Source organism: Nonomuraea sp. B5E05 (genome assembly GCF_039880665.1).
Lineage (GTDB): Bacteria > Actinomycetota > Actinomycetes > Streptosporangiales > Streptosporangiaceae > Nonomuraea.
Genome location: NZ_JBDPMJ010000018.1, coordinates 40,847 through 61,360 on the forward strand (window position 1 = coordinate 40,847; position 20,514 = coordinate 61,360).

20 protein-coding genes and 1 tRNA gene are annotated in these 20,514 nt (G+C 72.4%); 14 read left to right on the plus strand and 7 right to left on the minus strand.

Annotated elements, in window-relative coordinates; genetic code table 11:
- The 7 genes from ABGB01_RS29435 (at position 1) to ABGB01_RS29465 (ending at position 4,487) form a co-directional block, all read left to right on the plus strand.
- A tRNA-Met gene (locus ABGB01_RS29435) sits at positions 1-74 on the plus strand.
- Positions 75-144: 70 nt separating this feature from the next.
- Complete coding sequence (rpmG, locus tag ABGB01_RS29440) at positions 145-309, plus strand: 50S ribosomal protein L33 (RefSeq protein WP_019632658.1); 165 nt, start codon at positions 145-147, stop codon at positions 307-309.
- Positions 310-497: 188 nt separating this feature from the next.
- Positions 498-947 carry a MaoC family dehydratase N-terminal domain-containing protein gene (locus ABGB01_RS29445; protein WP_347776786.1) on the plus strand — a complete coding sequence of 150 codons (450 nt, stop codon included), beginning with the start codon at positions 498-500 and terminating at the stop codon, positions 945-947.
- Positions 947-1,375, plus strand: coding sequence for a MaoC family dehydratase (locus tag ABGB01_RS29450; RefSeq protein WP_347776787.1), 429 nt, complete (start codon positions 947-949; stop codon positions 1,373-1,375). The genes ABGB01_RS29445 and ABGB01_RS29450 overlap by 1 nt, the downstream gene beginning before the upstream one ends.
- Before the next feature lie 88 nt (positions 1,376-1,463).
- Positions 1,464-2,516 (plus strand): hypothetical protein, encoded by a 1,053-nt coding sequence (locus tag ABGB01_RS29455; RefSeq protein WP_347776788.1) that lies wholly within the window; start codon positions 1,464-1,466, stop codon positions 2,514-2,516.
- 143 nt (positions 2,517-2,659) lie between these two features.
- On the plus strand, positions 2,660-3,697 hold the full coding sequence (locus ABGB01_RS29460) for a UDP-N-acetylmuramate dehydrogenase (RefSeq protein ID WP_347776789.1): 1,038 nt from the start codon (positions 2,660-2,662) through the stop codon (positions 3,695-3,697).
- 223 nt (positions 3,698-3,920) lie between these two features.
- The gene (locus ABGB01_RS29465; protein ID WP_347776790.1) at positions 3,921-4,487 is read left to right on the plus strand and encodes a TMEM165/GDT1 family protein; all 567 of its coding nucleotides are present in this window, start codon (positions 3,921-3,923) and stop codon (positions 4,485-4,487) included.
- A 94-nt stretch (positions 4,488-4,581) separates the two neighbouring features.
- On the opposite strand, the gene ABGB01_RS29470 is transcribed toward ABGB01_RS29465, so the two are convergent.
- Complete coding sequence (locus ABGB01_RS29470) at positions 4,582-7,446, minus strand: AAA family ATPase (RefSeq protein WP_347776791.1); 2,865 nt, start codon at positions 7,444-7,446, stop codon at positions 4,582-4,584.
- Between the two features lie 111 nt (positions 7,447-7,557).
- On the minus strand, positions 7,558-7,704 hold the full coding sequence (locus ABGB01_RS29475; RefSeq protein ID WP_347617065.1) for a hypothetical protein: 147 nt from the start codon (positions 7,702-7,704) through the stop codon (positions 7,558-7,560).
- A 185-nt stretch (positions 7,705-7,889) separates the two neighbouring features.
- On the opposite strand from ABGB01_RS29475, the gene deoC reads away from it, so the two are divergent.
- The 4 genes from deoC to ABGB01_RS29495 are packed head-to-tail and all read left to right on the plus strand — an operon-like array spanning position 7,890 to position 11,313.
- A complete protein-coding gene (deoC, locus tag ABGB01_RS29480; RefSeq protein WP_347776927.1) occupies positions 7,890-8,831 on the plus strand; it encodes a deoxyribose-phosphate aldolase in 942 nt (313 codons plus the stop codon).
- Positions 8,832-8,833: 2 nt separating this feature from the next.
- Positions 8,834-10,261, plus strand: a complete 1,428-nt coding sequence (locus tag ABGB01_RS29485; RefSeq protein ID WP_347776928.1) for an aldehyde dehydrogenase family protein — start codon at positions 8,834-8,836, stop codon at positions 10,259-10,261.
- The gene (locus ABGB01_RS29490) at positions 10,254-10,475 is read left to right on the plus strand and encodes a hypothetical protein (protein WP_347776792.1); all 222 of its coding nucleotides are present in this window, start codon (positions 10,254-10,256) and stop codon (positions 10,473-10,475) included. The genes ABGB01_RS29485 and ABGB01_RS29490 overlap by 8 nt, the downstream gene beginning before the upstream one ends.
- Complete coding sequence (locus tag ABGB01_RS29495; protein WP_347776793.1) at positions 10,468-11,313, plus strand: aldehyde dehydrogenase family protein; 846 nt, start codon at positions 10,468-10,470, stop codon at positions 11,311-11,313. Before ABGB01_RS29490 ends, ABGB01_RS29495 begins: the two co-directional genes overlap by 8 nt.
- 78 nt (positions 11,314-11,391) lie before the next feature.
- Here ABGB01_RS29495 and ABGB01_RS29500 read toward each other — a convergent pair whose 3' ends face one another.
- Positions 11,392-12,834: an amidase family protein gene (locus ABGB01_RS29500; protein WP_347776794.1), complete on the minus strand. Its 1,443-nt coding sequence runs from the start codon at positions 12,832-12,834 to the stop codon at positions 11,392-11,394.
- Positions 12,835-12,890: 56 nt separating this feature from the next.
- Here ABGB01_RS29500 and ABGB01_RS29505 point away from each other — a divergent pair, with 56 nt between their 5' ends.
- Positions 12,891-14,069, plus strand: a complete 1,179-nt coding sequence (locus ABGB01_RS29505; protein ID WP_347776795.1) for a pyridoxal-phosphate dependent enzyme — start codon at positions 12,891-12,893, stop codon at positions 14,067-14,069.
- Between the two features lie 69 nt (positions 14,070-14,138).
- Here ABGB01_RS29505 and ABGB01_RS29510 read toward each other — a convergent pair whose 3' ends face one another.
- The 3 genes from ABGB01_RS29510 to ABGB01_RS29520 are packed head-to-tail and all read right to left on the minus strand — an operon-like array spanning position 14,139 to position 17,719.
- Entirely contained in the window at positions 14,139-14,852 is a 714-nt protein-coding gene (locus ABGB01_RS29510; protein ID WP_347776796.1) for a hypothetical protein, read from the minus strand.
- Positions 14,849-17,305, minus strand: coding sequence for an ATP-dependent helicase HrpB (hrpB, locus tag ABGB01_RS29515; protein ID WP_347776797.1), 2,457 nt, complete (start codon positions 17,303-17,305; stop codon positions 14,849-14,851). The genes ABGB01_RS29510 and hrpB overlap by 4 nt, the downstream gene beginning before the upstream one ends.
- Before the next feature lie 9 nt (positions 17,306-17,314).
- Positions 17,315-17,719, minus strand: a complete 405-nt coding sequence (locus tag ABGB01_RS29520) for a helix-turn-helix transcriptional regulator (protein WP_347776798.1) — start codon at positions 17,717-17,719, stop codon at positions 17,315-17,317.
- Positions 17,720-17,809: 90 nt separating this feature from the next.
- On the opposite strand from ABGB01_RS29520, the gene ABGB01_RS29525 reads away from it, so the two are divergent.
- A complete protein-coding gene (locus ABGB01_RS29525; protein ID WP_347776799.1) occupies positions 17,810-18,967 on the plus strand; it encodes an MFS transporter in 1,158 nt (385 codons plus the stop codon).
- Between the two features lie 145 nt (positions 18,968-19,112).
- Entirely contained in the window at positions 19,113-19,664 is a 552-nt protein-coding gene (locus tag ABGB01_RS29530) for a hypothetical protein (protein WP_347776800.1), read from the plus strand.
- Here the strand turns inward: ABGB01_RS29530 and ABGB01_RS29535 are convergent.
- A complete protein-coding gene (locus tag ABGB01_RS29535; protein ID WP_347776801.1) occupies positions 19,633-20,463 on the minus strand; it encodes an undecaprenyl-diphosphate phosphatase in 831 nt (276 codons plus the stop codon). The genes ABGB01_RS29530 and ABGB01_RS29535 overlap by 32 nt on opposite strands.
- Between the last annotated feature and the right edge of the window lie 51 nt (positions 20,464-20,514).

The window sequence follows — 20,514 nt, forward strand, 5'->3', positions numbered from 1 at the left end:
GGCGGAGTAGCTCAGTCAGGCAGAGCAAACGGCTCATAATCGTTGTGTCGCCGGTTCAAGTCCGGCCTCCGCTACTGCCCAATCCCAGGTCGACGGCCTGGGCACGGGTGTGTCCATGTCCCGAACGTAGAAAGGCACTCCCAAGTGGCTGCCACCGACGTTAGGCCGAAGATCACGCTGGCCTGCCAGGAGTGCAAGCACCGCAACTACATCACGCGGAAGAACCGGCGCAACGACCCGGATCGGCTTGAGCTGAAGAAATACTGCCCCAACTGCCGCTGCCACCGCGCGCACCGCGAGACCCGCTAGGTTCGCACCGGGCAGGGGGCCTCGGCCCTCCACACGCTCCATCGCACAGCCGGCGTCCCCTTCGCAGGGCGCCGGTTCGTCGTGTTCGCACCCCGGCAAAATCACGGCCATCTCCCGCGACAGCCGAACGTTGTTCTGTTAGCGTCGCCCTCAGCAGCGCTCGGCTGGACACATACGAGGAGCCACCGATGGCCTTGAACCGTGACTTCGTGGGCCGGAGCTATCCGCCCAGCGCCCCTTACGAGGTCAGCCGGGTGAAGATCAGGGAGTTCGCCACCGCGATCGGCGACAACAACCCTCTCTACCGCGACAAAGCGGCCGCGCAGGCCGCCGGCTACCCCGACGTGATCGCGCCGCCGACGTTCCCGATCGTCTTCAGCCTGCAGAGCGGCGGCGAGGCGCTCGCCGACCCCGGCCTGGGGCTCAACTTCGCCATGGTCGTCCACGGCGAGCAGCGCTTCGAGTACGTACGTCCCGTCATCGCCGGCGACGAGCTGGTCACGACCGCGACGATCACCGACATCCGCACCGCCGGCAGCAACGAGCTGCTGACCGTGCGCAGCGACGTGACGACCGTCGAGGGCGAGCCCGTCTGCGTCACCTACAACACGATCGTCGAGCGCGGAGGGGCCGCCTGATGACCGCCACGGTGAAGTACGACCAGGTCGAGGTCGGCCAGGAGCTCGCCCCCGTCGACTACCACGTGCGCCGCTCCAACCTCGTCATGTACGCCGGGGCCTCCGGCGACTTCAACCAGATCCACTGGAACGAGCGGTTCGCCAAGATGGTCGGGCTGCCCGACGTGATCGCGCACGGCATGTACACGATGGCGCAGGCCGGCCGGTTCGTCACCGACTGGGCGGGAGATCCCGGGGCGGTGGTCGACTACGGCGTGCGGTTCTCGTCGATGGTGGTCGTGCCCGATGACGACCAGGGCGCCACGATCACGGTCAGCGGCGTGATCGAGGAGAAACTCGAGGACAAGCGGGTGGTCGTCGGGCTCGTCGCCAGGTCGGGCGAGGCACAGGTGTTGTCCAAGGCGCGTGCGGTGGTGCAGTTGACCTGAGCCCGGGCGGGCCGGGGTGACGAGTCGGCCCGCAACCTCGGCGGGCCGGGATGATAAGTCGGCCCGCTTTCGGGTACTCCGTGACGGTATGTCTGAAGCCGCGCGAGAAGTCTGGCCCACGGTCCGATCGATCCCCGTCTCCGCCGTCACCGACGCCAAACCCCCTGGCCATCTCCGGCCCCCGCGCATCGAGGACGTGGCGGGCACCTCAGGCTCCGGCCGCGACACCGCAGGCGGCCCGGGCGCGGCGGCGACCGGTGTCGGCACGGCCGGGACCAAGCCGCGTGGCACGCACGCACGCCAGAACCCCGCCGCCGAGCTGGGCTTCTCCGGTGACCCCGGCCAGCACGGCGACGACGAGCGCGACGGCATGCTGCACGCCCAGCGCACCTGGGACGCCTCGCTGGCCACCAGCCGCCTCGACGACCTGGGCGTCAACACCGAGCGGCAGCGCGTCGAGACCGCGGACGTCACCACGAGCGTGGGCCTGCTCGTGGACGGCTGGCCCGAGGACGTGCAGCGGTGCGTGCAGTCGCTGATCGACCACACGCGGGCCCGGGTGCTCGCCCTCGACCTGGGCAACGTCGACGGCGCCGGCAACATGCTGGACGACCTGGCCCGCCGCCGGCCCGACCGGATCGCCACCTGGCACGTCGCCGAGCGGCCGCACTGGCGCGGCGGCACCGCCACCTGGGGCGAGAGCCGGGCCAAGCTGCTGCGGCTCGATACGTCCGAGGTCCACGTACTGATGGAGACGACCACCGTGCTGCGCGGCGACGCGCTGACCCCGCTGATCGCGGCCATCGCCGAAGGCGCCGTCGCGGCCGGCTGGTGGGGTGCGGAACCGCTCGGCGACGGCCGGAACTGGCGCGAGGCAGGGCCGGGCCGGGTGCGGGCGCTCACCGGAGACCTCATGGCGGTACGCCGGTCGCCGGCGCTCGGAGCGCTGCCCGAGGACGCCCGTCACGGCAGGAACGCCGACCTGGAGCTCTCGCTCGCCCTGCACGGCACCCTGCTCGTGCCCCGCGACCGGCCGCCCGTGGAGCGCCTCGGCCGGCACGAGGTGCCCGGCGACTATCTGGAGCGGGAGTCGCGGCGCAACTATGACGGGGTGCTCCGCCTCCTGCACGCCTCCGCCTGACGGTTCTGCGGGTCGGGCCCGGCGGGAGTCCCGCGGCGGCCCGTGTCCTGGCGGGAAACCATCCCGCCTGGCCGCCTTCATGGCCGGTTCGGGGCGTAGCGGCGGTCTGTCGGGCGGATCGCCCGTTAGTAGGCTGTGGGCCCATGGAGATGCTCGCGCCGTACACCACGTTGGGCCTGGGCGGGCCCGCCCGCGATTTCGCCGAGGCGTTCACGGCGGAGCAACTCGTCTCCCTGGTGGCCGAGGCCGACAGGAACGCCGTGCCCACCCTGGTGCTCGGCGGGGGCAGCAACGTCGTGGTGGCCGACGAGGGTTTCGACGGGCTGGTCATCAAGGTCGCCACCCAGGGCGTGACCGTTTCGCGCGACGGCGAGCAGGTGCTGGTCACCGTCGAGGCGGGCGAAGACTGGGACCCGCTGGTCGCCCGCGCCGTGGCAGAGGGCTGGTCGGGCCTCGAGTGCATGTCCGGCATCCCGGGTCTGGTCGGCTCGACCCCCATCCAGAACGTCGGCGCGTACGGCCAGGAGGTCGCCCAGACCATCAGGTGCGTGCGCGCCTACGACCGGCGCACCCGGCAGGTGGTCGACCTGGAGGCGCGGAAGTGCGGCTTCTCCTACCGCGACAGCGTCTTCAAGCGGGATCTGGCGCGGCACGTGGTGCTCGCGGTGACGTACGCGCTGGATGTCTCCGAGTTGTCCGGCCCGCTGGCGTACGCGGAGCTGGCCGGCCGGCTGCGGGCCGAGCCGGGGAGCCGGGTGCCGCTCGCCCGGGCGCGTGAGGCGGTCCTGGAGCTGCGGCGGGGCAAGGGCATGGTGCTCGACCCTGGCGACCCCGACACGCGCAGCGCAGGGTCCTTCTTCACCAACCCCGTCCTCACGGCCGAGCAGGCGGAAGCGCTGGCGGTGCGCGCTCCGGGCCATCCGCGATGGGACCTGCCCGACGCATCGGTCAAGGTGCCCGCTGCCTGGCTGATCGAGCAGGCCGGCTTCCCGAAGGGTTACGAGCTCGGGCCCGTACGCATCTCGACCAAGCACACGCTGGCCCTCACCAATCCCACGGGGAGCGCCACCACCGCCGACCTGCTGGCGCTGGCCAGGCAGGTGCGCGACGGGGTGCGCGAGAAGTTCGGGGTCACGCTGGTCAACGAGCCGGTGCTGGTCGGTTGCGCCCTCGGGGAATAGCGGCCCGATCCGGTCTGTTATGGTGTGTCGGAATTACCGAAGGGGAGTAGTCCCAATCGTGTGATCGACACACTGGCGCTTCACCGCGCCCGGTCACACGGGCCTCAGACGGGCGGACGAGACCTTCGGCCTGGCAGTCATGCGACAAGTCGCTGCCGGGCCGAAGCCGTGCCCGCATCTCCCCGGGCTTTCGCTTCCGGCCTGGTCGCGCGGAAGAGGACCGTTGGAAGCGTTCTGGATCAGTCTCGGCGTCATTTTCGTGGCCGAGCTCGGCGACAAGAGCCAGCTGATGGCGATGACGTTCGCGACCCGTTTCAAGATGTGGCCCGTGCTCCTGGGCATCACGATCGCCACGACCGTCGTGCACCTGCTCAGTGTCGCCGTGGGCGGCCTGATCGGCGACGCCCTGCCGACGACGGCCATCTCCGTGGTGGCCGGGCTGGCCTTCCTCGGGTTCGCGGTGTGGACGTTGCGCGGAGACGAGCTGACCGAGGACGAGGCGCAGAAGGCCCGGCGCACCACCAGGAACGCACTGATCGCGGTGACGGTGGCGTTCTTCCTGAGCGAGCTGGGCGACAAGACGATGCTGGCCACGATCACGCTGGCGACGCAGCACGGCTGGGTCGGCACCTGGATCGGCTCGACGGTCGGCATGGTGGCGGCGGACGCGCTGGCCATCGTCGTGGGGCGGATGATGGGCAGGCACCTGCCCGAGAAGGTCATCAGGTACGGCGCCGCCGCGGCGTTCGCGGTGTTCGGCGTCGTTCTCCTGGTCGAGCCGCTCCTCTGAGGCTGTCGTGTCGCTGGCCGAGCCGCCCCCTGAGGGCGTGTCCCTGGCCGAGCCGCCCCCTAAGCCGTGTCCTTGGCCGAGCCGCCCCGGAAGGCTACGGTGCCAGCAGGGACCGCCGGTGGGCCGCCGCGGCCGCCTCGCCCCGGGTGGTCACGCCCAGCTTGGCCAGGATGTTGGACACGTGCACGCTCACCGTCTTCGCCGAGATGAACAGCTCGGCCGCGATGTCCCGGTTGGTGCGGCCCTGGGTGACCAGGCGCAGCACCTCCAGCTCGCGCGGCGTCAGCAGCTCCGACTGCTCCTGACCCTGCGAGAGCCCGCCCACGCGGCGGGACAGCGCCTCGATCTCCTCGACGAGCGGCGTCGCGCGCAGCGCCTCGGCCAGCGGCAGCGCCGTCTTCAGCCGCGCGGCCGCCCCCTCGCGGTCGCCGCCGCGCGCGACCACGGCGGCCGCCTGCAGCAGTGCCTTGGCCTGGTTGTGCGGGCGGTGGAGCCGCTCCCAGGCCGCCGCCGCGGCGTCGAACTCGCCCCAGTACGACAGCCGGTACGCCTCCACGACCGGCCCGATGACCGACAACTCGGCCGCGACGTCGGCGGCCTGTCGGCGCACGGCCGCGATCCCCTCGGCCGCGGCGGGCTCGGCGGGCTCGGTGGCGTCACAGACCGTGCGCAGCAGGGCGAGCAGCCGCCAGCCGAGCATGGCCTTGCTCGACTGCTGGGGACGTGACAGCACCTCCTCGGCCACGCCCAGGGCGGCGCCCGGCTCGCCCTTGGCGAGGTGCCAGCGCATGAGCAGGCGGGCGTTGTTGGTGATGTCCTGGACGAACTCCTCCGGGCGCTGCTTCAGCAGGCCGATCTCCGACAGGATGCCCTCGACCAGCTCCAGCTCGCCCCTGGCCAGCGCGATGTCGGCGCGCACCCGCAGCAGGGCGTACCGGGTGCGCAGGACGGGCCCGTGGCCGAGCGCGGCTTCGACGACCTCGATGGCTTCGTCCCAGCGGCCGAGCGACTCCAGCACCTCGGCCCGGTTGTTCAGGATGAACAGGCCGCTGCCGCGCAGCCTGCCGTACTGCTTGGCGAGCCGCCAGCCGTCCTCCGCCATGCGCAGGGCCTCGTCGTCGCGGCCCATGTCGGTCAGGGCGTCGATGTTGTTGCCCATGGCCCTGGTGATGATGCGGCCGGCGTTCGCTGCCCTGCCGAGCTCCAGGGCCTGCTCGTTGACCATGATCGTGGACTCCAGCTCGCCGTTGAGCGAGTGGCCGAGCGCCAGGTTCATCAGCAGGTCGGCTTCGAGGCTCCGTTCGCCGTGCTCCCTGACCAGCCGCAGGCCGTCGGCGATCAGCTCGCCCGCCTCGGTGATCGCGCCTCTGAGCATGAGGTGGCGGCTCAGCGGCGTGACGACCTCGGCCCAGTCGAGGCTGTTCTCGGGGACGAGCCGCAGCGCGTGCCTGAGGTCGTCGATGACCCCCGGGTGCCCTTTGGAGTTCTTGATGCCGGCCCGCCGCACGATCAGCTGGGCCACCCGCGCCGGCTCCGCGGCCTCGTCCAGGTCGCACAGCGCGCCCTTGACGAACTTGAGTGCCGCGTCGACGTCGCCGCCGGCGTTGGCGGCCTCGGAGGCCCGTTCCAGCACGGCGGTGTGGTCGGCGCCGATGAGCTCGGCCACGTCGGGCACGCGGTCCCACAACATGAGGACGCGTTCGAGCAGGGGGACGGCCTCGGTGTAGGCGTACGCCTTGAACGACTTCTGCGCCGCCTCCCAGGCGGAGATCAGCGCCCACTGGTCGTTGCGGGCGCCGTACCAGTGGTGGGCCAGCTCGACGGCGGCACGGCCGGGCGGGACCAGCCTGCGGTCCTTGGAGATCTCCTCGGCGTACCTGGCGTGCAGGCGCTGGTGCTCGCCGGGCAGCAGCTCGTCGTGGACGGCCTCGCGGATCAGGGAGTGGCGGAAGACGTAGGCGCGGTTGTCGGCGATCTGCAGCACGTTGCCCGCGATCGCGGGGCGCAGAGCGGTCTCCAGCTCGATGTCGGACAGCCCGCTCACGGCGGCCAGCAGCGCGTGGCTGACCCTGGTGCCGCCGGCCGCGGCGACGCGCAGCACGCGCTGGGTCTCCTCGGGCAGGCGTTCGACGGCGCTGAGGATGAGGTCCTGCATGGAGTCGGGGACCGTGCGGTCCTCGCCGCCGTCCAGCAGGGCCTCGACGAACAGCGGGATGCCCTCGCTGCTCTCGTAGACCTTCTGCACCTTGGCGTACTGGGGGACCTCGCCGAGGATGCCGGTCATCTGCTGGGCGACCTCGTCCCTCGACAGGCGGGGCAGGTCGAGCCGGTGCACGCCGTTGACCCGGCCCAGCTCGGCCAGCACGGGTCTGAGCGGGTGCTGGCGGTGCAGGTCGTCGGAGCGGTAGGTCATGACGATGAGGACCTGCGGCGTGTGCAGGTTGCGGCTGAGGAAGGCGATGAGGTCGCGGCTGGACCTGTCGGCCCAGTGGATGTCCTCGATGACGAGGATGGTGGGACGGCCGGCCGCGAGGCGTTCGAGGAGGGTGAGGAACTGCTCGAAGAGCCTCGCGCGGCCGGCGTCGGTCTCGCCGTCGCCGTTGAACTCCCCGAACTCGGGCAGCAGCCGGGCGAGGTCGCGTTCGGCCCCGTCGGGGAGCAGCCCGGTCACCGTGCCGGGCCCCCGCTCCCTGACGAGCTGCCGGAGCGCGGCGGTGAAGGGCGCGTAGGCCAGGCCCTCCGTGGACAGCTCGACGCAGCCGCCGTACAGCACGTGCGCGCCTCCGGCGGCGCAGTGCTCGGCGAAGCGGTGGACGAGCCGGGTCTTGCCGACCCCGGCCTCGCCGCCGATGAGGACGGCCGTCACCGTGCCCTTGAGCGCCTCGTCGAACGTCTCGGAGAGGGCCTTCAGCTCCTCCTGCCGCCCGACGAAGACGGGACTGACCGATCGTCCCCGCATGTCATCCAGCATGTCATGCCTTATCGGTTGCTTTCGACGTCTTTACGCTCGTTCATGGGGGTACGTAGGCCCGGCCACGAGGGAGGATGTGGCCGGGCACTCGTGGGGCGGTCATGAGGAACGGCGCTTGCCGAAGATCGACCGGCGCCCGGCCTTGTTCGCCCGCTGCGCCTCGCGTACGCGCCGGTGCTCGGCGGCCGTCCTGCGCAGCTCGCTGGCGTGGTTCTTCATGAGCTCGTACTCGATCTCGGGATTCACGGTGTCTCCTGCTTTTTCGTGCTTCTTCCTGACACCTTTAAGACTCGTGCTAAGGCCCCGCCCCTCACATCGGGTGGATGCCTTATCTCTGGTAAGCGGACACGCCAGGCGTACCTAGGACCTGGGGCACGATCGCCCTAAGGTGGTCTGGTTTGGAGCTGGAGGCCCTGGTCGGCGATGCTGTGATGGTGTCAACTGTGACTACCTCGCTCACGGACGTCGCTTCGTCCGACACCGCGTTGCGAGCATTCCTGCACGGCCTGCCCGGTGTCGACCGGGTCGGCGCGGACCAGCGGGCGGCCATGCTGGGCACCCGTTCGATCAAGACCACGGCCAAGGCGCGGGCCATCGACCTGGCCATCTCGATGGTCGACCTGACCACGCTGGAAGGGGCCGACACGGCCGGCAAGGTGCGCGCGATGTGCACCAAGGCCGTGCGGCCCGGCGGCGGCGCACCCAAGGTGGCGGCCGTCTGTGTCTATCCCGACCTCGTCCCGGTCGCGGTCGAGGCGCTCGGCGGTGCCGGGGTCAAGGTCGCCTCGGTGGCGACCGCGTTCCCGAGCGGCCGCTCCTCGCTCGAGGTCAAGGTCGGCGAGACCGCGGCCGCGGTGGCGGCGGGCGCCGACGAGATCGACATGGTGATCGACCGGGGCGCGTTCCTGTCCGGCCGCTACCTGAAGGTGTACGAAGAGATCGTCGCGGTGAAGGCGGCCTGCGGGGCGGCCCACCTGAAGGTGATCCTCGAGACCGGGGAGCTGGCCACCTACGACAACGTCCGGCGGGCGTCCTGGCTGGCGATGCTGGCCGGCGCCGACTTCATCAAGACCTCGACGGGCAAGGTGTCGCCGGCGGCGACCCCGCCGGTGACGCTGATCATGCTGGAGGCGGTGCGCGACTTCCGCGACGCGACCGGCCGCCAGGTGGGGGTCAAGCCGGCCGGCGGCATCCGCACCACCAAAGACGCCATCAAGAACCTGGTGCTGGTCAACGAGACGGCCGGCGACGACTGGCTGACGCCGGAGTGGTTCAGGCTGGGCGCGTCGTCGCTCCTCAACGACCTGCTCATGCAGCGCCAGAAGCTGGCCACCGGCCGCTACGCCGGCCCCGACTACTTCACCCTGGACTGATGATGGCGATCTTCGAGTACGCCCCCGCGCCCGAGTCGCGCGACGTCGTCGACATCAAGCCGTCGTACGGACTGTTCATCGACGGCGAGTTCGCCGACGGCTCCGGCACCCCCTTCAAGACCATCAACCCCGCGACCGAGGAGAAGCTGGCCGAGGTGGCCACGGCGACCTCCGACGACGTCGACCGGGCCGTGCGGGCCGCGCGCAAGGCGTTCGGGGCCTGGAGCGAGCTGCCCGGCGCTGAGCGGGCGAAATACCTGTTCAGGATCGCGCGGATCATTCAGGAGCGCGCTCGCGAGCTGGCCGTGCTGGAGTCGCTCGACAACGGCAAGCCCATCCGCGAGTCGCGCGACGTGGACGTGCCGCTGGTCGCAGCCCACTTCTTCTACTACGCGGGGTGGGCCGACAAGCTGGCCTATGCGGGGTTCGGCGGCGCCCGGCCGCTCGGCGTCGCCGGGCAGGTCATCCCGTGGAACTTCCCGCTGCTCATGCTCGCCTGGAAGATCGCTCCCGCGCTGGCCTGCGGAAACACGGTGGTGCTCAAACCGGCCGAGACGACGCCGCTGACCGCGCTGGCCTTCGCCGACATCTGCCGCCAGGCCGACCTGCCGCCGGGCGTGGTCAACATCGTGACCGGCGCGGGCGAGACCGGCGCCGCCGTGGTGGGCCACCCCGACGTGAACAAGGTGGCCTTCACCGGCTCCACCGAGGTGGGCCGGGTCATCGCGCGCGCGGTGGCGGGCACCGACAAGAAGCTGACCCTGGAGCTGGGCGGCAAGGCGGCCAACATCGTGTTCGAGGACGCCGCCGTCGACCAGGCCGTCGAGGGCATCGTCAACGGCATCTTCTTCAACCAGGGCCACGTGTGCTGCGCCGGGTCCCGGCTGCTGGTGCAGGAGTCCGTCCACGATGAGGTGCTGGAGGCGCTGCGCAGGCGGCTGAGCACGCTCAGGCTGGGCGACCCGCTCGACAAGAACACCGACATCGGCGCGATCAACTCGGCCGAGCAGCTCGCGAAGATCCGCTCGCTGAGCGACCTCGGCGAGAGCGAGGGCGCGCAGCGCTGGTCGCCGTCCTGCGAGCTGCCGGACAAGGGCTTCTGGTTCCCGCCCACCGTCTTCACCGGGGTCGCGCAGTCGCACAGCATCGCCAGGGACGAGATCTTCGGTCCCGTGCTGTCCGTGCTGACCTTCCGCACGCCCGCCGAGGCCGTCGAGAAGGCCAACAACACCCCGTACGGGCTGTCCGCCGGCATCTGGACGGAGAAGGGCTCGCGCATCCTGTGGATGGCCGACCGGCTCAGGGCCGGGGTCGTCTGGGCCAACACGTTCAACAAGTTCGACCCGGCCTCGCCCTTCGGCGGCTACAAGGAGTCCGGCTACGGCAGGGAAGGCGGGCTGCACGGGCTGGAGGCGTACCTCGATGTGTGAGCGTCACCAACCGGGCCGCAGGCCCGGCTCCAGGTGCGGGCTGCGCCGCGCCCGTCGCGTGCAGCCCGCGGACGGGCACGCCTTCGCCAGGGTCGGGCGCCCCGTGCGCACCGGCTGGTTCGCCCACCGCTGCGGCGTGAGCCGGTGCGGCCAGGTCTTCGTGCAGGTCCAGATGTCGCAGGAGTCCACGTGGAGGGGGCGCGGCGATGAGTAGGTTGTCCGTCAGAAAGACCTACAAGCTGTACATCGGAGGGGCGTTCCCGCGCTCGGAGAGTGGGAGGTCCTACCCGGTGACCTCGGCCAAGGGCGACTTCCTCGCCAACGCTTCGCGCGCCTCGCGCAAGGACGCCCGCGACGCCGTGGTGGCCGCCCGCAAGGCGTTCCCCGGCTGGTCGAGCGCCACCCCCTACAACCGGGGGCAGATCCTCTACCGCGTGGCCGAGATGCTGGAGGGCCGGCGCGGCCAGTTCGTCGAGGAGCTCGGCGGCGGCAAGCGGGCGGCGGCCGAGCGGGTCGACGCGACGGTCGACCGGCTGGTCTGGTACGCGGGGTGGTCCGACAAGATCGCCGCAGTGCACGGTGCGGCCAACCCGGTGGCGGGCCCGTACTTCAACCTGTCGTCGCCCGAGCCGACCGGCGTGGTGGCCGTGGTGGCGCCCGCCGATCCCCTGCTCGGACTGGTGTCGGTGGTCGCCCCGGTGATCGTCACCGGCAACACGTGCGTGGTGGTGGCCTCCGAGCCGTCCCCGCTCGCGGCGATCACCTTGGCCGAGGTGCTGGCCACCTCCGACCTGCCGGGCGGGGTGGTCAACATCCTCACCGGGTCGCAGGCCGAGCTGGCTCCCTGGCTGGCCGCCCACATGGACGTCAACGGGCTCGACCTGACCGGGGTCGACGACGCCGATCTCGCGCTGCGGTGCGAGCAGGCGGCGGCGGAAAACCTCAAGCGCGTGCTGCGGCCCGCGCCGGAGGAGTGGACGGCCGACCCCGGGCTCGGGCGGATGACCCGGTTCCTGGAGACCAAGACCGTCTGGCACCCGATCGGCATCTGACAGTCCCCGTCACGGCGTCCCCCGGCTCAGACCGGGGGACGTTGTGGTCCCCACCGGCCCCTCCGGAAGGGCCGGTCGTCAGAAACCGAGACCCGGCGGGCGGAGCGGCGGGTGGGCGGCCTGCAACTGGGCCGCCAGGCCGAGCAGATGAGGCTCGCCGCCGGGCGGGGCGATGACCTGCACCGCGATGGGCAGCGCGGTCGAATGGGTGGCGATCGGCACGGTGATCGCGGGCCAGCCGCACATGTTCCACGCGCCGGTGGCGGGGGCGTATCTGACGTTGGTCACCGTGTTGCGCACGAAACCGCGCCTGCCCCAGCGGTCGGCCATGGGCGGGATCGCGGCCAGGGCGGGCATGACCATGGCGTCGGCGTTGCCGAACCACTGGTCGGCGCCGTAGCCGCTCCAGCGCTCCCGGCCGCTCGCGCCGTCCAGCTTGAGCGCGCCGAGGGCCCGGCCCGCGCGGCTCAGCGCCCGCGTACGCCGCTCCAGCCGGCTCCTGTCCAGGCCGTCCGCCGCCGCCGCGGTCCTGACCAGCCACGCCGCGACCGACGCCGGGCCCAGCCAGCCGGGCAGCTTGCGGGTGTGCTCGACCACCGTGTGCCCGGCCACGCGCAACGTCTCGCTCGCCGCGCGTACGGCGGCCTGGAACTCCTTGTCCACGGTCATGCCCGCGGGCAGCGGCTGCGGGGCGTAGGCCACCCGCAGGTCGAACGGCTCCGGGCCGTCGGACGGCGGCTGCGGCTCCCACACCTTGTCGTCGTCGGCCCAGACCGAGCGCAACATGGGCGGGCGCGGCTCCTCCCGCCGGCCTGACCGCCACGCCTGGGCCAGCGACGGGTCCCCGGCCAGCACCGACAGCGCCAGCGCCAGGTCCGGCGCCGTACGGGCCAGCGGGCCGTTCTCGCACAACCGGTCCCAGTCGTCGGAGGGCGGCGGCACCAGCCCGGTGCCCGGCTTGATGCCCAGCACCCCGCAGCACGCCGCCGGGATGCGTACCGAGCCCATGCCGTCGTTGCCGAGCGCCAGCGGCACCATGCCCGCCGCCACGGCCGCGGCGCTGCCCGCCGACGAGCCGCCGGGCGTGCGCGTCAGATCCCACGGGTTGCGCGCGATGCCGTAGGCGCTGTCGCCGAACGCGACCAGCCCCAGCTCGGGCAGGTTGGTCAGGCCGACGACCACCGCACCCGCCGCGCGCAGGCGCGCCACCGTCTCGTGATCCTGCCGCGCGGGCACGTCCGGCGTCGCCCTGGACCCGGCGCGCATGGCCGCACCGGCCACCTCCAGGTTGTCCTTGACCCCCACCGGCACGCCGGCGAGCGGCAGCTCCGCGAGGTCGCGCCGCTTCTGCAACGCCCGCGCCTCGTCCAGCGCCTGCTCCCGGACCAGCCGGAACGCCCGTAATCTGGGATCTCGCTCCGAGATGGCGTGGAGATGCTCCTCGACGACCGTCGCGGCCGTGACGTCCCCGCTCCTGACGGCCGTCGCGATCTCGACAGCGGACCTGCCTGCCCACAACATGACTAGAGTGTGCAGCTTTTCCCATGCGGTTGCGAGTCTGATTAGAGTCGGTACGCGTGAACGGACCGTCTCTCGCCCGCCGCCAGCGCTCCCTCGGTGACCCCTCGGCCGGATATCCGCTGTTCCCGCCGCTGACCCGGGGCTGCCCTCGGACCAGCACCGCCGAGATCGCCTACCCACTCGACGTCGACTACGACTACGACCGGGTCGACCCGGGCCTTTTCGCGCAGGAGCCGGGCGCCGACATCGCACGCTGGTCGCCGCTCCTGCCGCCCCTGGAGGCGCCCACGCTGGGGGAGGGCGGGACACCGCTGGTGGCGTTCGACGGCGTTCACGTCAAGGACGAGTCGCGCAACCCCACCTGGTCGCACAAGGACCGCCTCAACCGGGTCACCGTGAGCGCCGCCCTCGCCTCGGGCGCGCCCGGCATCGTCGTGGCCTCCTCCGGCAACCACGGGGCCTCCGCCGCCGCCTACGCGGCCAGGGCCGGCCTGCCCGCCATCGTGCTGACCTCGGCCGCGTCGCCGCCCGCCGTCCAGGCGTTCGCACGGGCGTACGGGGCCAAGGTCGTCTCCGTGCCCGTCGAGGCGCGCTGGCCGCTGCTGCGCGAGGTCGTCGACCGGCTCGGCTACCACCCCGTCAGCAACCAGACCGTGACGCACACCGGGCACCCGTTCGGGCCCGAGGGCTACAAGACGATCGCGTACGAGCTGTTCCGGCAGCTCGGGCGGGTGCCCGCGGCCGTCTTCGCGCCCACCGGCTACGCCGAGCTGCTCTACGGGGTGTGGAAGGGGTTCACGGAGCTGCGGCGGCTCGGGGTCGCCGAGACCCTGCCGCGGATGTTCTCCTGCGAGACCGCCGCGGGCGGCCCCCACGCCAGGGCGCTGGCCGCCGGTGCGCCCGCCGCGATCGTCGAGCTCGGGCGGAGCGACGCGTACGGCATCGCCGGGCCGGTCGGCGGGCACCGCGGGGTGCTGGCCGTGCGGGACAGCGGCGGTGAGGCGGTGCTGCTGACCGACGAGGAGCTGCGCGCCGCGCAGCGCGACCTGGCCGGGCAGGGGATGTGGCAGGAGTTGTCGGGGGCGGCGGGGGTGGCCGGTTACCGGCGGCTCGGGCGCGACTTCGACGGGCCCGTGGTGTGCATCGCCACGTCGAGCGGGTTCAAGGACGTGGGGGTGGGGTCCGAGAGTTTCCCCGCCGTCGCCGACCCGACCCTGGACGACCTCCTGCCCTGAACCGCCCTCTGACCGATCTCCCCCTGGGACCCCGCCCCCCGCTGGACGCGGTCACGCCGGTGGTGGCGATCATGGTTTGAGCCACACGCGGAGCGGGCCGATCGTGGCGAAGCCGTGGCCCAGGGCGGCCTCCGGGTCACTCTCGTAGCCGACCAGCGGGCGGCCGGGGAACAGCGAGGCCGCCATGGCGACCGTGCCCGCCCACGCGGTGTCCAGGTCGCAGCCGGAGGCGAACACGTTGGAGACGCCCGCCACCGCACCGCTCCCGGTGAGCACCGATCCGCAGACGATCTCGCCGTCGATCCGGCCGCAGAGGATCTGCACGTGGCCGAGGAGCGAGGCCGGGAAGAGGCCGCGTACCTCGCCGGAGAAGGCCGTCCGCTCCCAGTCGGCGAGCGTGGCCGCGTCGCCGACGACCTCCCACCCGATTCCCGCACCCGGGCGCCGCCGGGCCGCCGGTCCGGTGCCCGTCCGGCTGGTGTCCGTCCGTCCGGGAGCGGACCGCCACAACCACTGGGCCTCGAACAGCACGTCGAAGCCGGGCAGGTCGAGCGTGGCGTAACTGTCCTTGACCGAGGCGCCGGGGCCGGAGTCGATGCGGTCGAGCACGTCGGCCGCCGTCGCGGCGGGGGAGAGGGTGACGGCGTCCGGATAGAAGAGCGGGGTCCTGGCGGCGTTCGTCCAGGCCCTCCCGGTGAACGTGCCGGGAGAACCGTGGGCGCGGCACATCAGGTCGCACCACCCGGCGTTGTCGCGAACCGCCTCCGCCAGCCGGTCGATCATGCTCCGCCCCTCTTCGTACGTCTGGTCGGTGGCGCGGTGAGCGGGTCCTCGGGCCACGGGTGCTTGGGGTAGCGGCCGCGGAACTCGGCGCGTACGGACCGGTAGCCGTCCCGCCAGAACGACGCCAGGTCCGCGGTGACCGCCACCGGCCGGCCCGCCGGAGAGAGCAGGTGCACCAGGACCGGCACACCGGATATCTCCGGTGTCTCCTGCCGGCCGAACAACTCCTGCAGCTTCACCGCCAGCACCGGCTGCTCGCCCGAGTAGTCCACGCGGATGCGCGAGCCGCTCGGGACCTCGACGCGTTCGGGAGCGGCTTCCTCCAGACGCTCGCTCCACGGGACCAGGCGCCGCAGCGCCGAGGCCACGTCGATGCGTTCGAGGTCGGCGCGGCGGCGGGCCCTGGACAGCTCGGGTTCGAGCCACTGATCGGCCAGGTCGATGAGCGCGTCCATCGAGGGCCAGGGCGGGCCGATCGCGCGGTGGCAGAAGGCCATGCGGTCTCTGAGGTCCCTGGCCTGCTTCGTCCAGGTCAGTACGTCTTCCGTGCGCAGGCCGTACAGGATGGCATCGCGGACGTCGGCGTCCTTGAGCGGGGTGGAGGAGAGCTCGATCGCGCCCAGGCGCTCCACCCGGCGGGCGGACACGTCACCGCGGCGCTCACCCGGCGGGACCCGCCAGGCCACCTCGTCCTCCGTGGTGACGGGGTGGGCCAGCCTGGCGGTGGCCTCGTCGATCACGACCGCCTGCCTGATGCGGGCCGAGGCCGACCCGGCCGGGCGGTCGGCGACGGCGATGGCCAGCCAGGGGGCGGTGGCCAGCTTCGAACCCTCGGCGAGCTGGGCCCGCGTGCCCGACGCCATGAGATACCCGCCACCCCGCCTGCGCGCCACCCGCTCGGGAAACGCCAGTGCCACCGCCACCCCGGCCAGCGCGTCATCCGCCCCCGAGGCTCCCGCGTGCGCGGCCGCCCCTGCGGTTCCGCCGTGGGCAGACGGTTCTGCGGTTCCGTTGTGGGTGGGTGGTCCGGCCGTGGTGGCGGTGCGCCGGAGGCGGGCGGACTCCTGGCGCCAGCGGGCCGCGTACGGGGTGCCGCCGCGCCGGGCCGTACGCCAGAGCTCCACCAGGTCGTCGCCCGCGTCGCGCGGCGGTTGCTCCGACAGCAGGGCCACCACCTCGGCGGCGCGTGGCCCGAGGTCGAGCAGGGCGCGGGCCAGGCGCGGGTGCACGCCGGCGAGCGCCATCCGCCGCCCCCGGTCGGTCACCCGCCGCCCTTCCACGGCTCCGAGAGCCTCCAGGACGCGGGTGGCGGCGGACATCGCGGCGGCCGGCGGCGGGTCGAGGAGCGCCAGGCCGGACGCGTCCGGCGTGCCCCAGCAGGCCGCCTGCAGCGCGAACCCGGTCAGGTCGGCCAGCACGATCTCCGGCCGCGGGTGGTCGGCGAGGCGCTCGTGGTCGGCCGCCGGCCAGCAGCGGTAGACCGCGCCGGGCGCCTCGCGGCCCGCTCGCCCGGCCCGCTGGTCCGCCGACGCCTTCGAGACCCTGACCGTGGTGAGCGAGCCGAGGCCGCGGGCGTGGTCGGTGCGCGGCTCGCGGGCCAGCCCCGAGTCGACCACCACCCGTACGCCGGGGACGGTCAGGCTCGACTCGGCGACCGACGTGGCCAGCACCACCCTGCGGGCGGTGCCGGGCGACAGCACGGCGTCCTGGACGCGGGCCGGAGCCTGGCCGTGCACCTGCAGGACCTCCACCCCGGCCCCCGCCAGCAGCCCCGCGACCTTCGCGATCTCGCCGACGCCGGGCAGGAAGCACAGCACGTCGCCGTCCCGCTCCGCGAGCGCCACGCGCACCGTCGCGGCGACGTGGGACAGCAGGGCGGGATCGACGCGCAGGCCGTGCGGCGGGGTGATCGGGCGCGGCGGCGGCGCCCACACGGTCTCGACCGGGTGCGTGGCGCCGGTGGCCGCGACGACGGGCCCGCCGAGCAGCCGCGACCACGGGCCCGCGTCGGCGGTGGCGGACGTGGCCAGCAGCCGCAGGTCGGGCCGGAGCGTGCCGCGTACGTCGAGGAGGAACGCCAGCGCTGTGTCGGCGTCGAGGTGGCGCTCGTGACACTCGTCGAGCATGACCGCGTCGACCCCGGCCAGCTCCTGGTCCCGCTGGAGGCGCTGGAGGAGCACGCCGGTGGTGACGACCTCGACCCTGGGGTCGGCGCCCGTGTGGCGCTCGCCGCGGATCGTGTAGCTCACACCCATGCGCCGGGCCGCCGCGCGCACGGCCAGGCGCCGCGGCTCGGCCACCAGCACCCGCATCCCGGTCTCGGCCAGGGCGAGCGGGACGACCGTCGTCTTGCCGGTGCCGGGTGGGGCGGTGAGGACGGTGGCGCCGTGCCGGCCGAGCGTGCCGAGCAGCTGGGGCAGGACGTGGCGGATGGGCAGGTCGGGGCCGGTCATGTGAGCGGGTCAGCGCCGGCCGCGCTCGCCGGCCGCGATGAGGGTCGGGTCGTCACCGGACGCGGCGGGGACCGGCTGGTCGCCGGAGACCGCGGCGGCCGAGTCGTCGCGGGAGGCGGTGAGGATCGAGTCGATCAGGCCGGGGAAGCGGGCGTCGAGGTCGTCGCGGCGCAGGTTGATGTATTTCAGCCGGCCCTCCTGCTTGGTGCAGACGACGCCGGCCTCCCTGAGGGCCCGGAGGTGGTGTGAGGCCGTCGACTTGTGCACGCCGAGGTGGTCGGTGGCCTCTCCGCACGTCATCGTGCCGACCGTGGCCAGCCGGGCGACGATCTTCAACCGGACGGGGTCGGCGAGTGCCCGCAGGACCTCGGTGAGCTCGATGTCCTCCGTCGCCGGGTGCGGGAGCAGGCGCATGGATCCCATCCTATCTCGGTCGCATTGTTTGACAACCATAAAACAGTGCGACAGTTTGATGTGCGTCCAACTGTACGGATGGAGCCTCCCTTGAGCACACGTCTCTACCCGCTGGCCGCCGGAAATTTCGCGATCGGTACGGGCATGTTCGTCACCGCCGGACTCCTGCCGCCCATCTCGGCGGACCTCGGCATCTCCACGGCGGCGGCCGGCCAGCTCATGACCGTGTTCGCGCTGGCGTACGCGGTGCTCTCGCCCCTGCTCGCCGCCCTGACCGCGCGGCTGCCCCGCAGGACGTTGCTGCTGGCGGGGATGGGCGTGTTCGTGGTGGGGAACGCGTTGACCGCGCTGGCGCCGACGTACGCGACGGTCCTGGCCACCCGCGTGCTCGCCGCCGCGGGCGCCGCCATGTTCACGCCCACCGCGTCGGCCGTGGCGAGCGCGCTGAGCCCGCCGGAACGCCGGGGTCGCGCGCTGGCGCTGGTGATCGGCGGGGTGAGCATGGCGTCCGCGGTCGGCGTGCCGCTCGGCACCTGGCTGGGCGGCGCCACGAGCTGGCGGGCCACGCTCTGGCTGGTCACCGGGCTCGGGGTGGCCGGGCTCGCCGGGGTGGCCGCCCTGGTGCCCGACGTCAGGATCCCGGTGTCAGGGCGGCTGAAGGAGCGGTTCGTGCCGCTGGCCGACCGGCGGGTGCTGGCGGTGCTGGGCACGCACGTGCTGATGTTCGCCGCGAGCTTCGCCGCCTACACCTATCTCGGGTCGCTGTTCGACCTGCCGCTGACCGCCGTGTTGTGGGCGTGGGGGTTGGGCGCCGTGGTCGGAAACACGCTCGGCGGGCGCTTCACCGACGCGTACGGCCCGCGCCGCATGATCCTGATCGCGCTGGTGACCGGCACCGTGTTCCTGGCCCTCGTGCCCGTCGCGAACCTGGCGCTGCCCGTCGCGCTGGTGTGGGCGTTCCTGTGGAGCGCGCTCGGCTGGCTGGTCGCGCCCGCCCAGCAGTTCAGGACCGTCGCCGCGGTGCCGGACAACGTCTCGGTCGGTCTGGGCCTGCTGTCGTCGGCGCAGTATCTCGGGTTGTTCGTGGCCGGCCTGGCGGGCGGCGCGGCACTCGGCTGGTACGGCAGGACGGGCGTGATCGTGTTGTCCACCGGGCTGGGCCTTGCGGCCCTGCTGTTCACGCTGCTCACCTACCGGGCAGAGGCGGCCCCCGTGACCTCCTCCAGGGAGAGCGCGCCCGTCAGGTAGCCCCGCGGCTGGAACGACGCGATCGCCTTCGACAGGATCAGATCTTCGGTCTGCGGATTACCCGGACGCCTACCCCGCTCTTCGGCCCACGAGGCCATTCGACCAGGGCCGCCGCTCGCGGCCGGTCTGGGCCAGAATGGTCGCCGTGCCTGACGACAACGACCCCCGTGAAGAGCACGTCCCCGCCGACGGCCCTCCTCCGCGCGGCGACGACCGGCCCGACGACGACCGGCCCGACGACGACCGGCCCGACGACGATCTCGGTGACGTCGAGCCGCCCGACGTCGAGCCGCCCGACCTCGAGCCGCCCGACCTCGATCCGCGCGACGAGCCCGCCCCCTTCGGGGCCGTCGTCCTGCTGACGGCCGGCTCCGCGGTGGTGGTCATGGTGATCTCCGCGTTCATGTCGGACCCGCCGGGGATGAGGTTCCTCCTCGGCGGCCCGATCGCCCTCGTGGTCTTCGAGGTGGTCACGAACGAGGTGTGGTGGCGGCGCTGGTGGGGTGCGATCCCGGGCGCGATCGGCGGCCTGGCCTGCTATTTCGAGGGCCGTGCCGCGCTGTCCGGCCTCGTCGGCGACACCTGGGCCCACCCCGTCGCGTACGTCGCCGCCTGGACGTTGTTCGCCGCCGTCTTCGCCCTGTGCAGCCGCTATCCACGCACCCTCAGCCGTTGGCCGGGATCCACCCCAACGTGACCGCCAGGATGACGAAGAACCCGAGGATGATCCGGTAGATCACGAACGGGGTGAAGCGGTGGGTGCTGATGTATCTCAGGAACCAGGCCACGGCCAGATAGCCGACGGCGAACGAGACGATCGTGGCCAGGATGGTGGGCCCCCACGCGGGGGCGGGGCCTTCGCCGATCTCGCGCAGTTCGTACAAGCCTGAGGCCAGGACGGCGGGGATCGCCAGCAGGAACGAGTATTTCGCGGCGTCCTCGCGGCGGTAGTCGAGCAGCAGGCCGGCGGTGACCGTGCCGCCCGAGCGGGACACGCCGGGGATCAGGGCGAGTGCCTGGGCGCAGCCGTAGACGAGGGCGTGGGGGAGGCTGAGGTGCTTTTCCAGCGTGAGCTTGTTGCGGGCGGTGCGGTCGGCGAGCCACAGGATGCAGGCGAAGACGATCAGCGTGGTGCCGACCAGCCGCAGGTCGCGGAAGACGGTCTCGATCTGGTCTTTCAGCAGCACGCCGAGGATGCCGATGGGCAGCGAGCCGGCGATGATGTACCACCCCATGCGGGCCGCCCAGTGGCCGCGCAGCTCCTTGACGAACAGGGAGCGGGTCCAGGTGGAGATGATCTTCCAGATCTCCGTGCGGAAATAGATGAGCACGGCCGTCTCCGTGCCGAGCTGGATGACCGCGGTGAACGCCGCGCCCGGATCCTGCCAGCCGGCGAAAGCGGAGACCACACGGATGTGGGCGCTGGAGGAGATCGGCAGGAACTCCGTGAGCCCCTGGATCAGCCCCAGCACCACCGCTTCTAGCCAGCCGATCACGACGAAACCTTCCAAGAAAGCGGGAGTGACGAGGTGAGGTTAGCGGAAACG